The organism is Psychrobacter sp. H29 (genome assembly GCF_059073055.1).
The window spans coordinates 239,717-254,983 of the sequence record NZ_JCACRY010000001.1 but is presented as its reverse complement, the minus strand read 5'-3'; the positions used below and the strand labels follow the sequence as shown (position 1 = coordinate 254,983).

At 43.9% G+C, this 15,267-nt stretch carries 9 protein-coding genes; 3 read left to right on the top strand and 6 right to left on the bottom strand.

What is annotated here, in order from left to right; all coding sequences use genetic code 11:
• Positions 1–1,476 (top strand): ATP-binding protein, encoded by a 1,476-nt coding sequence (locus tag AC5JP1_RS00995; RefSeq protein ID WP_261869602.1) that lies wholly within the window; start codon positions 1–3, stop codon positions 1,474–1,476.
• A 116-nt stretch (positions 1,477–1,592) separates the two neighbouring features.
• Here the strand turns inward: AC5JP1_RS00995 and AC5JP1_RS00990 are convergent.
• A protein-coding gene (locus tag AC5JP1_RS00990) for an IS3 family transposase (protein WP_493842780.1) occupies positions 1,593–2,758 on the bottom strand; the annotation gives its coding sequence in 2 pieces (ribosomal slippage) (positions 1,593–2,500 and positions 2,500–2,758; 1,167 coding nt in all).
• A gap of 400 nt (positions 2,759–3,158) precedes the next feature.
• Between AC5JP1_RS00990 and AC5JP1_RS00985 the strand changes: the two genes are divergently transcribed.
• Positions 3,159–4,324, top strand: a protein-coding gene (locus AC5JP1_RS00985; RefSeq protein ID WP_493842780.1) for an IS3 family transposase whose coding sequence is annotated in 2 segments (ribosomal slippage) — positions 3,159–3,417 and positions 3,417–4,324 — 1,167 coding nt in all. Because the reading frame shifts where the segments join, the coding sequence is not laid out codon by codon here.
• A gap of 500 nt (positions 4,325–4,824) precedes the next feature.
• A complete protein-coding gene (locus AC5JP1_RS00980; protein ID WP_493842779.1) occupies positions 4,825–5,172 on the top strand; it encodes a hypothetical protein in 348 nt (115 codons plus the stop codon).
• 499 nt (positions 5,173–5,671) lie between these two features.
• Here the strand turns inward: AC5JP1_RS00980 and cobA are convergent, their stop codons facing one another.
• From cobA to AC5JP1_RS00955, 5 genes are all read right to left on the bottom strand, one after another.
• Positions 5,672–6,604 carry a uroporphyrinogen-III C-methyltransferase gene (cobA, locus tag AC5JP1_RS00975; RefSeq protein WP_261869597.1) on the bottom strand — a complete coding sequence of 311 codons (933 nt, stop codon included), beginning with the start codon at positions 6,602–6,604 and terminating at the stop codon, positions 5,672–5,674.
• A 137-nt stretch (positions 6,605–6,741) separates the two neighbouring features.
• Positions 6,742–9,921, bottom strand: coding sequence for a molybdopterin-dependent oxidoreductase (locus tag AC5JP1_RS00970; RefSeq protein ID WP_493842778.1), 3,180 nt, complete (start codon positions 9,919–9,921; stop codon positions 6,742–6,744).
• On the bottom strand, positions 9,918–11,363 hold the full coding sequence (locus AC5JP1_RS00965) for an NAD(P)/FAD-dependent oxidoreductase (protein WP_371532042.1): 1,446 nt from the start codon (positions 11,361–11,363) through the stop codon (positions 9,918–9,920). The genes AC5JP1_RS00970 and AC5JP1_RS00965 overlap by 4 nt, the downstream gene beginning before the upstream one ends.
• A 76-nt stretch (positions 11,364–11,439) precedes the next feature.
• A complete protein-coding gene (locus AC5JP1_RS00960) occupies positions 11,440–13,554 on the bottom strand; it encodes a bifunctional protein-serine/threonine kinase/phosphatase (RefSeq protein ID WP_493842777.1) in 2,115 nt (704 codons plus the stop codon).
• Positions 13,555–13,557: 3 nt separating this feature from the next.
• Positions 13,558–15,060 carry a NarK family nitrate/nitrite MFS transporter gene (locus tag AC5JP1_RS00955; RefSeq protein ID WP_371532040.1) on the bottom strand — a complete coding sequence of 501 codons (1,503 nt, stop codon included), beginning with the start codon at positions 15,058–15,060 and terminating at the stop codon, positions 13,558–13,560.
• Positions 15,061–15,267: the final 207 nt, after the last annotated feature.

The following is a 15,267-nucleotide window of genomic DNA, read 5'->3' as shown; positions in this document are numbered from 1 at the left end:
ATGAAATATCGGTTAGATAGTCGACGCCTGCCATTACTGTGGCGCACCGTTTTTCTGCTAACTGTATTCGTAATTATCTCTCAAGTGATTATTTACGCGTGGGTGCAGCGTTCTGTCAGTGGACATTTTGAACAAATGGACTCTGAGATTATCACGCATGCAGCTTTTAACCTGCGCAAAAGTATCAATGATGTTGATGCTCAGACAAAGTCATCAGCAGCTTCAAAATCTCAGTCATTAACTAGCGCCAACCATCTACATCCTTCTCGGCTTGACTATGACTTAAAAACTGTCATTGCAAATAAGAGCGGTGCACTATTATCTAGCGATCCAACCAGCTTCATCAACGACCTACCTTCAGATTTTAGCCTGCCACAATTGTGGCAAGTCTATCGTGATCAGCAATTCACGATTGAGATAAAGGGTAGGAATTACCGAGCAATCATCATCGAAAACCAAGAGGTTTTGGCACTTATTGCATTGCCCATCGATGTTCATCACCACTATCTCATGCATTTCAATCGTCAACTCAGTATGATTTTATTCGCTATTACATTACTGTTGGTGTCAGTAGCTGCATTAAGTGTGTATTGGGGTTTTGCACCTTTAGCCACTATCGTACAAAAAATGAAAAGGATTAACCCTGAAAGACTGGATGAAAGAATAACCGTCAGTGATATGCCTTTAGAGCTACGACCACTAGCAAAATCTTATAATTCAATGATGGTTAAACTTGAGAGTAATTTTGAATCCTTGTCTCGGTTTTCAGATAATATTGCCCATGAGCTCCGTACCCCAATTGCGACGCTGAGTACGCAAACGCAAGTCATGTTGAATAAGCCAAGAGATGGCAATGAATACATTGAGCAGCTACATCATCAACATGACACGTTAGAGCAGCTATCGGCTATGATTAATAATATGTTGCTACTGGCAAAAACTCAAAAAGGTTTAAGCGACACGCAAGTTAGTAACGTAGATACCGAGAGTCTAATCACAAAGCTGATCGACTACTATGAAATGCTTGCCGAGGATCGTGAGATAACTTTTGCAAAATCGGGTGAATTTGCGACAGTATTAGGTGATGAAGGTTTATTGCAACGGTTATTTGCTAATCTGCTGTCAAATGCCATCTATTACGCCGCTAGTGCCAGTACTATCACAATATCAGCTACCATCATTACCTCAGATATCACTCTTGAGAACTCAAAAGAATATCCTCTATCCTCAAAACAATCATTATTAAGAATCGCCTTGACTAACCGCTTAGACAAACCGCTAAATCAAAGCGCGGCCGATAAATTATTTGAGCGATTCTATCGTCATGATAAGACAAGCAATCAACATTCAGGGACAGGACTAGGATTGTCTATCGTTCGGGCTATCGCCAATGCCCATAAAGGCAAAGTAAATATTGCGATCAAAGATGAGTATTATTTTGAGGTTACTGTAGAGTTATTGATGGCCAAATATTAACTATCTTCATACTACGATGCTTGGATTTTATGAACTATAAAAATCGATGAGTTAATAAGATATTAAGATATGACCCCTGCCGTCAATCCCGTATATATAAACTTGGGAGATTTTGATTACGCAGCCTGACGATAATAATCAAACCACACCTGTCTTGGCGATTTATAGCCTAAACCCTTTTGAATCCTAGTCTGATTATAATATAACTCAATATATCCAATGATATCTCTGATAGCTGCAAACCTTGTTTTATAGTCTTGGTGATATACTAGCTCGTTCTTCAATATGCCCCAGAAGCTTTCTATGGGTGCGTTGTCAAAGCAGTTGCCTTTACCGCTCATTGAACCTGTAAACTGATGCTGCTTGATGATCTTGTGGTAAGCATGGCTACAGTACTGACTGCCTCTGTCAGAGTGAACGACTAGCCCTTTGCTTGGTTGTTTATTCTTGATGGCCATGTTCAATGCTTTGCATACTAGATCTGCGGTCATTCGCTTATTGATCGCATAGCCGACCAGCTCTTTGGTATATAAATCTTTGACTCCCGCTAAATACAACCAGCCCTCAAGCGTCCAAATATAGGTGATGTCACTGGCCCACGCTTGGTTAGGGCGACTGGCATCAAACTCTTGATCCAACACGTTTGGATAGACCAGTTTGTTGTGATTGGAGTCGGTGGTGACTTTAAAGTGTTTGTGGCGACGGCATTTGATGCTGTATTCCTCTTTGATGCTTCTGACCATGTAGGGACTGATGTTATGACCTTGCTCACTTAGATGCGCATGCAGACGCTCAACACCATAGCGCTCATGAGTTTCACTGTGAGCGGCTTTAACGAGTAGCTCACAATGGTTGCGATGTATCTGCTGCTCGCTGATATCGCGACTCAGCCAGTCGTAGTAACTTGAATGCTTAACCCTTAGCACGCGGCACATAGTGGTGATGGTAAAGAAGTGCTGGTTATCTTTGATGAAGGCGTACCTGACTAGCTGTTTTTCGCGAAGTACGCCGTCGCCTTTTTTAATATCTCTCGCTCCTCTTCGGCTACTTTAAGCTGCCGCTTGAGCTGCTTTATTTCTTGAAGAGCACTCATGAGATCAGGATCATATTGCTCTGTGCCAATCAGCTTGCCTTGATTGGCTTTGTTGTTCCAGTTCGATAAGGTTTGCATGGCGATGCCAAGCTGCTTTGCAGTCGCTGAGATATTGCCATTATTGTCTGATATCTTCTTAACGGCTTCAGCTTTAAATTCTGTGCTATAGGTTCTTATTTTCTTGACCATGATAAACTCCGATTAATATGCTTAGTTTACCAAGTTTACTTGTACGGTTTCTTCAGCATAGCTCAATAATAATGACGGCACCCTAGTGAGGACTTGAATGTCCGGCTGTAGGCTATATACGATAATTGATCAAACTATTTAGGGAGACATAGTGTACTTAGTAATGTACATCATGTGAGCTTTTCGAAAAAAATTATCTCTATGATTTGTTATAACGAACCTAATTTCCACTTGAGCTATCCATAAAATTATGAAATTTTACTATATTATTCTAATGAACTAGCTCTAACAGAGAAGGAAAATGGAGTTAAATAATCGCGAAAAATTAGCACTACTGAGCTATGCTGAAGAAACCGTACAAGTAAACTTGGTAAACTAAGCATATTAATCGGAGTTTATCATGGTCAAGAAAATAAGAACCTATAGCACAGAATTTAAAGCTGAAGCCGTTAAGAAGATATCAGACAATAATGGCAATATCTCAGCGACTGCAAAGCAGCTTGGCATCGCCATGCAAACCTTATCGAACTGGAACAACAAAGCCAATCAAGGCAAGCTGATTGGCACAGAGCAATATGATCCTGATCTCATGAGTGCTCTTCAAGAAATAAAGCAGCTCAAGCGGCAGCTTAAAGTAGCCGAAGAGGAGCGAGAGATATTAAAAAAGGCGACGGCGTACTTCGCGAAAAACAGCTAGTCAGGTACGCCTTCATCAAAGATAACCAGCACTTCTTTACCATCACCACTATGTGCCGCGTGCTAAGGGTTAAGCATTCAAGTTACTACGACTGGCTGAGTCGCGATATCAGCGAGCAGCAGATACATCGCAACCATTGTGAGCTACTCGTTAAAGCCGCTCACAGTGAAACTCATGAGCGCTATGGTGTTGAGCGTCTGCATGCGCATCTAAGTGAGCAAGGTCATAACATCAGTCCCTACATGGTCAGAAGCATCAAAGAGGAATACAGCATCAAATGCCGTCGCCACAAACACTTTAAAGTCACCACCGACTCCAATCACAACAAACTGGTCTATCCAAACGTGTTGGATCAAGAGTTTGATGCCAGTCGCCCTAACCAAGCGTGGGCCAGTGACATCACCTATATTTGGACGCTTGAGGGCTGGTTGTATTTAGCGGGAGTCAAAGATTTATATACCAAAGAGCTGGTCGGCTATGCGATCAATAAGCGAATGACCGCAGATCTAGTATGCAAAGCATTGAACATGGCCATCAAGAATAAACAACCAAGCAAAGGGCTAGTCGTTCACTCTGACAGAGGCAGTCAGTACTGTAGCCATGCTTACCACAAGATCATCAAGCAGCATCAGTTTACAGGTTCAATGAGCGGTAAAGGCAACTGCTTTGACAACGCACCCATAGAAAGCTTCTGGGGCATATTGAAGAACGAGCTAGTATATCACCAAGACTATAAAACAAGGTTTGCAGCTATCAGAGATATCATTGGATATATTGAGTTATATTATAATCAGACTAGGATTCAAAAGGGTTTAGGCTATAAATCGCCAAGACAGGTGTGGTTTGATTATTATCGTCAGGCTGCGTAATCAAAATCTCCCAAGTTTATATATACGGGATTGACGGCAGGGGTCACTACTGAATAATTTTGAAATCGACTTCGAGTATGGTGAGGTTACGCTTTTGGATAATTTCGATTACTTTTTGATTTTTAATAAAGAAAGATTCTCTAGAAATACAGACTTTGTAGCAAAGGTATATGATAAAGCAGGTACTTATGTATTAACTATCCCATTTCCCGAGGTTGAAATGCATTATCAAAAGCTTAAGCTTATATTTAGCTGGTGTTGGGAGGTTGAACGTGGAGTTAGGATAGTATTCAATGCAGATGACAGAATCATGTGGGATTTCTGGTATGAATTTGATTTAATAAGTCGTAAATACACTAATTGTAATAGAGCTTATTAATGTTAAATCCTGATCGGTGCGCTATACAGGCATCGAACTACTCATGTTAGATATGGATTGCATGATTACGAAATCGATAGCATAGGTTATTATTAAACAACTTATTACAAAGGTAGTAACTATGTCAGTCTTTTCCACAAGTTATATAACAAGTCCTGAAGAGGGTGATGAGTGTATATCTTTCGATTATAGTGAGTTGGCTGGTAGAGCGTTTATTAAGCTTTTGGAAGAAGCTATATTGAATCTATATCCAGAAATTTTTAATAAAATAATTGATCGTAAATGTGTTGAATTCTTTCCATATCACGAATTCTATCGATTGGATAGGAATGAAATTAAGCTGGTGATAGAGAAAATAGATGAGTACTTAATTAAAAATACATCTGCTAGCAAGGCAGAGTCCTATGCAAAAGATATCTGGGAAAAAGATTTGCGTACTGAATTGATTAAAAACTATCTTTCTAACTAAATTCAACTAAGAGTACCGCTACATCAAGTGAAGTAAGGCTTTCACAAATCCCACCATTTCTTCTTCTCAGCAGTAGTGACTTTGAACAACATCAGCTCTCTCAATAAGTAACCTTTTACTATCTCAAAAAATCAAACTCTTGATAACAATATTATAGAGTCGAATTTTCAGGTTCTTACTAAGGAACCGAATCAGTGAAGGCACCTGATTGGTTCGCCATAGGTATACCCCAGCGGAACCAGTTATTTCGCCCTTCAAACCTATTAATAGACTACTTAAAACAGACTGGTATAATGGAACCACTTATACCAGTCTGCTGAACTCACTCTTACTGTACCCAAAGTCATGGTACCTTGCATCATACTCTTTTTATTACATCGTCTACTTTTTACATGCGTTTTAGTATTTTGTAGTAGTCATTACCCTGTTTAATAATTTGTGCTGACATACTATAAAAGTGCTAAGCACTATTATCGCTTGGCACTAGTATGCTTCTATCCTACGTGACAACCTCCAAATTACTGACTAAATTATGACTGCTAACAACGTTTTGAACGTCAATAAAGGTACTTTTACCTAACGCCCCAAGATTGTAGCTTGCAAACTCATAGTATAAATTAACCACATCACCCATAATCAATAGCGCAGGGGTTGGTAGTTTTGCCTCAGCTTGCTGCTCGGCGATATTACCAAGCGTACCGATAAGAAGCTGCTGCGTTGGCAAACTGGCATGACTAATCACAGCAAAAGGTGTATTACTGTCGCGCCCTGCGGCAATTAGCCCTTGAGTCATCTCATCTAGTCGATTCAACCCCATATAAAAGACAACGGTTTGCGTACTGTCCAAAAGTTCACCATAATCATTATTGGGTGCACCTGATTTTTTGCATGCTGTTACAAACTTCACGGCTTGTGCATGATCACGGTGTGTCAATGGAATACCTGCTCTGCTTGCAGCCGCACTAGCAGCAGTGATACCAGGAATAGATTCAAAGTGGATACCATGACGCACCACTTCTTGCAGTTCTTCACCACCTCGTCCAAAAATAAAGGGGTCGCCACCTTTGAGCCTAACGACCGTTTTACCCGCTAACGCATGTTTGACTAGCAGCTCATTGATACCTTCTTGTGGTAGCGCATGATTGGCACGGCGCTTACCAACGAATATCTTTTCTGCTGTCAGCGCACACATATCTAAAATATCCTCTGAAACCAAGCTGTCATAGAGCACGACATCTGCTTTTTGCATCACTCGCAGTGCTTTTAACGTGAGTAGTTCAGGATCACCAGAACCTGCACCAACCAAATGTACCGTGCCTACTTTCATATTTTTGTCTATACCTAATGGCTTGTCGCGCCCTGCGGTATGACAATTAGTATTAGACAAATGATTTGCAATCAATGTGGTAATAAAGGGAGATGAATCAGTCATGGTAATAACTCCTAATAACACTGTTAATAACGCGCAAACCTGCACCTAACAATGGCATACCTGAGAAAAGAAGAGCCTACAAGATACAGTGCAAACCCTATGCCATATTAGTAAGCAAGCCTGATCTTAGAAAGTTTTTAAGACGCATACCTATCGATCAAGGCATTAATTTGACTCACACATGAACCGCAGTTAGTCCCTGCTCGGCATGCCTTTCCAACCGCATGGGCACTCATACACTGCTGCTTGGTAATCGTCTCGATAATAATATTCTCTCCAACTGCCATACATGAACATACTAATGCACCTGGATCAACATACCCTGTCGCTGGACGACCTGCTAGCAACCACTTATAGCGTTGATTCTCTGGTATCGCATCAGTACTGGCGAAGCAATTGTTAAGCCAATGAATACTGGGCAGCTGCGCCACCTGCGGTGCAAAACAAACGCTCAGTAGTAGCTGATCACTTGGTATGTCAGACTTTGACGTACTAATCGATGCCCGATCTATCGCTTTATTATTTGCTTCTACCTGCGTCGAGACGAAGCGAAGTTGCTTTGCTTGCTTGCTGCAAGTAAAGGCACTATTGATCGGTTTATCGGTGAGAGATGCTTGATAGGCATTGATAAAATTTTGCCAGTACTCAGGGTCAAGCAGTTTACTGACGACTTTGTCTATAGGACTGGCTAAAGTAATCAAGACGCTATTGGTTTGACGACTTAAGCTCCATGTCAATGCGGGTAATGAGTTTGATCTTTCAGAAGTTGTATTTGTATCAGAAGAAGATATCAGCACTCCTTGATCCTCAGACTCTTTCTCAAAATCCAACAAAGTCTCACGCAGATGCACTATCATGGTGTCTTGTAGATCAGGATGCACCAAAATCTTGCCATAAGTTTTCATCGGCACAGGTATCACGCTGATTGCAGAATTTTTTAATTCAGGCTGTCCTGAATGCGGATCAACGACCGTTGGAATAAGCGCACCTACGCGAGCAAAACGAGCAAAGGCGTTGCTCCAATGCATCGGCATAAAGGCATCGCCTGCACTCATACTGTCGCTGATGGCAACTTGGGCGAGCACCTGACTGTCTGTAGTGGTGCTCGCGACCGTACGCGGCGGCTGGCTCTGTATTGATAAGTTTTTCTCATAGCAGGGACGTAGCTGTACATAATCGCCTTGGTCAACACCGAGCTGCTTGGCATCATTTGGATGCACGGTGAGCGTTGGTACAGATTCGTGTTGGTTGAGCTGCGGTGCAAGTCCTGTGCGCGTCATCGTATGCCACTGATCGCGAAGCCTACCTGTAATCAGCCGTAAGTCTACTGCCCCTGAGTCATCCTGATAAAACATACGACTGCCGTTATTTTTTTTACTATCAGTGCTTTTTGATCTTAATCGTCGCGGATGCCTGTTGGGTATACTCACGTGACTGGGCGGCGTAATGGCAATGAAACGTGTTTTGATTGGTGCGATACGTGCGCCGCCCCACTGAAATGGTGTCATGGCATCATATGCGTCACGACTGAAAGAAACGACGTCTTTATTTTGCTGCTCAAGATGGTTTGGGCTTTCCTCTATCGATGCTATCGAACCGACTACCATTGGAGAAAGATCTTTTGCTAAATTAAGATAGCGCGGTTGATTGCTATCTGACAGAGCTTGGCTGGCATCATTTCTATAAGCAGTTAGGGCGATATGCTCATTAAATATATCCCTAGGATGCTGATAATCAAACCCTGCCAAACCCATGCGTTTAGCGACTTGAGACAGTATCCACCAGTCAGGCTTTGCTTGTCCGAGTGCAGGCATTAAAGCCCGTTGGCGCGAGATGCGGCGCTCCGAATTGGTCACTGTGCCTGATTTCTCCCCCCAACCCTGTGCGGGCAAAACAATATCTGCACACTTAACCGTGTCGCTGTCGACGGAGCAGTCGGATACTATCACCAAATCACAGGTAGCCAGTGCGCGGCGAAACTTATCAGCCTCGGGCAAGCTGACGACAGGGTTGGTCGCCATAATCCAGATGGCTTTGATACGGCCATCTAGTATGGCATCAGCAGCATCGCAAGCTTTTACCCCAACCTCTGCGGCAAGCGGTTGCGGCGCTTGCCAAAAATCAGCCACCAAATGACGATGCTGCTCGTTGTCTAGGTCTAGATGCGCGGCAAGTAGGTTCGATAACGCGCCCACTTCACGCCCTCCCATCGCATTCGGCTGACCGGTGAGTGAAAATGGACTTGCACCTACTCGGCCCACTCGCCCAGTATACAAGTGAGTATTGATAATGGCATTGACCTTGTCGGTACCACTTGCAGATTGGTTGACACCCATGCTAAATGCCGTGACGGTTTTATCATTTGCAGCAACCAGCGCATAAAACTCCTGTACCAGATCCGCACTGATACCACATGCCGTCGCCACTTTATCAATCGTCCATGTTTTTGCGGCCTCTAAGGCGGGCTTAACATCATGACACTGCTTAAGATAGTCTTTATCACCACAGCCTTCTTGCTCAAGATAATGCAGCAGTCCGTTATATAAGTGCGTATCCGTGCCAACAGCAACGGGCACGTGCAAATCAGCAAATTCACAAGAATCAGTACGACGCGGATCAATCACGATCAGTTTTTTATTAGGATCACGCTTTTTGGCGGCTAAAAACCGTCCGAATAAGATAGGATGACACCACGCCATATTGGAGCCCACCAGCACCAATAAATCACAAGACTCTAAATCTTCATAATTACTAGGCACTAAGTCTGCACCAAAAGCACGCTTATGCCCTGCAACCGCTGAGGACATACAAAGACGCGAATTGGAATCGATATTATTATTACCAATAAAGCCTTTAATGAACTTATTGGCAACGTAGTAATCCTCAGTAAGCAGCTGCCCTGACACATAAAACATTACGCTGTCACGCCCGTGTGTCGCGATAGTGTTATTCAAACGACTGGCAATATCATCCAATACTGCCTCCCACTCGGCAGGCTGCGTATCTGTCGGTTGTCCTTTTGCTATTGTTCGCTGTTTGTCTTGATAATAAGGTTGAGTCAACCTGCGCTCAGTGCCCAATGTTTGTGCCAATGCGCTGCCTTTTGAGCAGAGTTTGCCGAAGTTTGTTGGATGATCAGGATCGCCTGTCACGCTGACTACACCTGCCTCATCGATGTTTGCTAGTACGCCGCAGCCTACGCCGCAGTAAGGACAAGTGGTGCGAATAGGACTGATCAAATCCTCAGTGTAAGTTGTAATGCGAGAGGACGGTACGACACTGAGGGCTTGATCGTCATTTAAGATGGTGCTGCTCATGAGACCTCTCCTATTAGGTTTGCGTCACTTGGCAAGACCGATTCGGGCTCAGCTGCTTCTATTTTCTCTACATCGCAATAGGCTTCGCCAAAGATAAGGTCTTCTTTTATCGAGGATATGTCACTGCCATCAGTGATCAGCTGACTATAAAACCCGCTTTCACTCACATCACCGTATAGTACCGTGCCAATAAGTTTGCTTGCTTTGATGTAGAGACAAAGATAATGATCGAGGCTCGTTTGCTGATAAACCACGCGCTCTATCTGTGCCATTTCAATATCATCAAAAGCAATCTGACCTGCTGAAAAAGCGGCGATGCCAGATACTTTTAATTTTAAAGATAAAGGCTTGCTGATAAAGGGACGCCAGTGGTTTTTGTATTCGGTTATTCGTGAGTCACTATTGGCTGTCTTACGACTTGAGATGTATGGCGCTTTTAAGACAGACACCAAGGTATCGACCTGTTGATTGACAGGAGCCACCATCCCGAATAGCTCCCCGTCCAGCTCGACACATTCACCGATCGCATAGACATGAGAACAGCTCGTATGCATAAAGTTATCTACAAGGATACCTCGGTTAACCTCAAGACCGCTTTGCTGGGCCAGTGTCGTATTGGGGATGACACCAACGGCCATGACAATAAAGTCTGCTGGCAGTGTGCGGCCATCCTTTAACAACAGACCATTAACCTCGTGTTGATCATTGACCGTAATACATTCTGTGTTGGCTAACACCTCCAGCTTGACACTTCGACTTAAGAGCTCTGCTTGTAGCAGATGAGCGGCGGGCATATCAAGCTGTCGGTTGAGAACATGACTATCAACATGAACCACTGTCATATCTGCCCCTTGAGACGCCAAAGCACAAGCGGCTTCCAGACCCAGCACCCCGCCACCAATGACAAGACCCTTTTTTGCTTGGCGCGCGTACTCCGTCAATACCTGCACATCAGCAATCTCTCGAAATACATGAACCCCCTTAGCATCATGATTGGCAAAAGGGATGACGCGAGCTTGTGAGCCAGTAGCCAGCACCAGCTCGGTATAATCCAGGGTTTGTCCATCACTCAATTTGACACGCCGCTTATTGGTTTCGATTGCATCTACCGACGTGCCAGCCAATACCGTGATACCCAATTGCTCATATTCTGCTAGCTCGTATAAATATGTCTCTTCAAAAACCGACTCTCCTGAGAGTACGGGTGACAGCATGATACGGTTGTAGCCCACTTGCGGTTCTTTGCTAATCAGCGTGATGGGTAAATGAGCTGCGCCTTTTTCTTGGCTGCTTTGCTGCTGAGCACGTGCCAGCTCAATGGCAAAACGACTGCCTGCCATCCCAGCGCCTATAATAACGATACCCGCAGTAGTCTGACGTCTAGAAGAAGAAGCATTGGTAGAGAAAGCAGTATGGGTTGGTTCTGGTGAATCAAGTGACATAGGAAAATCATTCCTTAGCCGCAACACGCAGCGTTGAGTAAAATGGCTTGTCGTACTATTTACGTTTAACAAGGTTTTATGAAAAATAAATCAGCAACGATATGATAATGACAAATTGAATAAAGCAAATGCTGTGCCAAACCAATAAGGGATGACGTATGATCAGCGGTTCAGGGTCTCTGGTATTGTTACTATTATCGGGATTAAAGTCTTGTAAGAACTCGCCAATCGCTTGATACCTTGCCTGCGTACTAGAGTGTAGTGCACGCATCAACGCTTGCTGGCTGGTAGCGGGCACTCGGTTTTGACGCAGGCGCTCGGCAGGTACAACTAGTGAGACAGATGGGTTCATCAACTCTTGCGAGCTAAATGGTAGCTCACCTGTGAGTAACTCATAACCAATCACGGCAATGGAAAACAAATCAGAATGCACGCCTTTTGGGGCATCGGTGTAATATTCTGGTGCAGCGTAGTGCAAATCGCCATTAGGAGGACGCGTACTGTCTTTTAGTATGGAGGAGCTAGCAGAGCCAAAGTCGATTAACTTGACCGCACCTGATTGAGTTAATAATATATTTTCAGGCTTGATATCTTGATGCAGTAGGTAGTTTCGATGCATCACACGGACCGCCATGCCGATCTTAGTGAGTAAATCGTAAGTTTGCCAAATATCACAAGGGGCTTGACGATCCATAAAAACTCGTAGGCTCTCCCCTTCGATATATTCCGTTAAATGATATAAATAAGTGCTACTGGCAGGCACTGGGTAGTAGCGCAAAAGCCCCGATGCATTAGACGCATTGAAAGTAGCATTCAGTTTTTTAGAGACATCACTGGTTAAAAGCGGATCATGGGAGGATACGCTATTGGGGTTCACTTGATTGTAAGCGGGCTCACCAATACGTTTGTGCTTGGACAGGCTCAAACCGATTTTACGTTCCTTTAAAAACTCACGTAGATAATACCCATCAGCAATGACATTGAGACTTGGCGACTTCAAAACAAATGCATGCTGGTCGTTATCCTCTACTAAATACACCTCACTGCGAGCCGTACGCGCGATGATTTTTTTGACCACAAAATTATCAATCTGTGCCCCTACTGCCAAGCCCGTTGGTAAGCGATAGTGATTGATATCCTGAGCATGACTACGGTCGCTATCCAAACCTTGATCAAGCGCAATGGCGTTGTCTGTTTCTCTGTGCGTTTTGGTTTTCGTGATTTCATCGTTCATACCCAGCATGATTACACTGAGATTATCATAACTACCCTCGCTAAAGGCGTGCTCACATAAACGCTGGCTTATCTGAAGATGGTCAATGATTTGATTGGGATATCCCACTGATTGGTGCATGACCTGTACCGCAGCACACAGCTCAAACTGTAACTCTGCGGGCGCGATAGACTCATAAACCCCATCAGTCATGAGCGCCAGACACTCGTTTTGATGCAAGGTAAACACCGACTGTTGCAGCTCAACTCGGGTATCAGCACCGATAGCAGCAGACAACGCCCCTTTGTCTCGTCCGTGGTGAATGTGATGGTCTTTGGTCAATAGCACCATACTGTCGATACCGATACGATAGATACGAGAGTCGCCTGTATGAAATAGATGAATACGGTCGCCTATGCAGAGCAGTCCTGATAAGGTGGATAATAAAGCTGGCAGGCGCTCATACGCCTGCGGGAAATAAAGCGCATCATTGGCTTGGTGCACCGCCTCCTTAATCACTATGGCAATTTGATTGTCATCAAAGCTGTGTAGCGGATTTAGCGATTGCTCTTGCGCTTTGCTTGCAGAGTGTCTTTGCGATTCGCTTGATGCCTCATTTGCTTGCACCCTATCTGTCTGTACCATCTCTGCAAGTTTTGAGGTGATATAGTGTGTCACTGTGTTTATCACTGACTGACTGGCTTGTTTGGGAAACTGGCAAGCACTGACCCCATCAGCCATTAGCACCAATAAAGGCGCTGTAAAAGAGGGATGATCGCCACTATGCGCTGACGATGGTGAAAAGGATGATAACGATGGGAACCCATAAGGCAAGCAGGTCGTTATGAGTAGGCTATCTTGGTTCTCAGCTTTGCGCCCTGCCATCGTACAAAAATCAGGCAGCCACAATGCAACGTCCGCATTATGACTGCTTACTTGACCTGTCCCTTTAGGAGCTTGTTTGACGCTCTCATACATAATTTAGCTCACTTGTATTTGAGCAAAACTGCCATCTGGCATCTCTTCAATAATAACGCCTTCAGGCTCTTTTAGTAAAAACAGCGCAAAGAAGCCAACCACAGCCGTTGCGGCAATCACAAAGAAGAATGCCTGATACGATACCAGACTCAGTACAGTTAGATAGACCACTGACCCGACGTTACCGTAAGCACCCGTCATTCCTGCAAACTGACCTGTCATACTACGTTTAATCAAAGGAATCACAGCAAACACTGCTCCCTCACCCGCCTGTACAAAGAAAGAGCAGAACATGGTAATCAACAGCGCAAGTGCGATCGGCCATGAAGAGTCAACGACACCCATCAACAGATAACCAACGGCCAAACCTGCAGTGAGAATCAAAAGTGTGATTTTGCGACCAAATTTATCACTCAACCAGCCGCCGCCTGGACGTGACATGAGGTTCATAAAGGCGTAGCTTGATGCCAAGACACCTGCCATGACAATCGATAAGTTAAAGGTTTCTTGATAGAAGAGTGGTAGCATAGAGACCACAGCCAACTCTGAGCCAAAAGTCGCAAAGTATAAAATATTCAAAATACCGACTTGCTTAAAGTCATATCGGTGAGCTTTTGGCACAGGCGTGGTAAATACTTCCTTATTAAAACGATAACTACTGATAAATTCATAAACGTATAACACCACCAACGCAATATAGACGATGTTGACACTTGCCTGACTCAGTAAACTTACGCCAGCTGGTGATAATTTCCACGCCAATAAGGCCAATGCCAAATACATCGGCAGTTTAAATACCATCATGAGCCAGAAGTCACCTGATGAAGTCACCATCATGGCACCAGATTTTTTAGGTTTGAAATATGTGGCACCCTTAGGGGTATCACGTACCATCTTATAAAAAATCACACTATAGAGCATCATAACCAACCCTGAAGTAGCCGTTGCATAACGCCAACCTTCCTCACCGCCGAAAATGGCAGCGGCCGCAATAGCGACTGTCGGTAGTAGCAGTGCCGCGGCGGCAGAGCCGAAATTTCCCCAGCCCCCATAGATACCTTCAGCTGTACCCAGCTCATTGGCAGGAAACCAGTCACTCATGAGACGAATACCGACCACAAACCCTGCACCAACGAAACCTAACAAAAAGCGTGATAGCGCTAGCGTATTGTAATCTTGCGCAAAAGCGAAGGTGAAACAGGGAATTGCGCCAATGGCTAAAATAGCAGTGTAAACAAGCCGCGGACCAAAGCGATCGGTCAACATACCGATGATGACTCGGGCTGGAATAGTCAAGGCAACATTTAATATCAATAAGGTTTTTACCTGGTCTTTGGTGAGGTTCAAGCTCTCCCCTATCGCAGATAAGAATGGTGCGTGGTTAAACCACACAAAAAAGGTGAAAAAAAACGCCATCCACCCAAGATGGAGAATTTTGTTTTTACCACTAAAAGAAAAGATATTCAGCTTGTTTTTATTTGGCACATCAGGTTTCGATGAAGGCATAGACGATTTCCTCAAATGGCTAACATTAAAGTTATAAAAACACGTTATGAGTCAGAAACTTATCAGTTGCGACCATTAAGAGAGTGCAATGGATGTGCCAGCTGCAAATATAAAATTGACATAGATATAAAGCATCATCTTTTTTAATAGGGCTACGCTTTGTACCAGATGGCTCTAAAGGCATCCCAATTAAATAATATTGCTTAG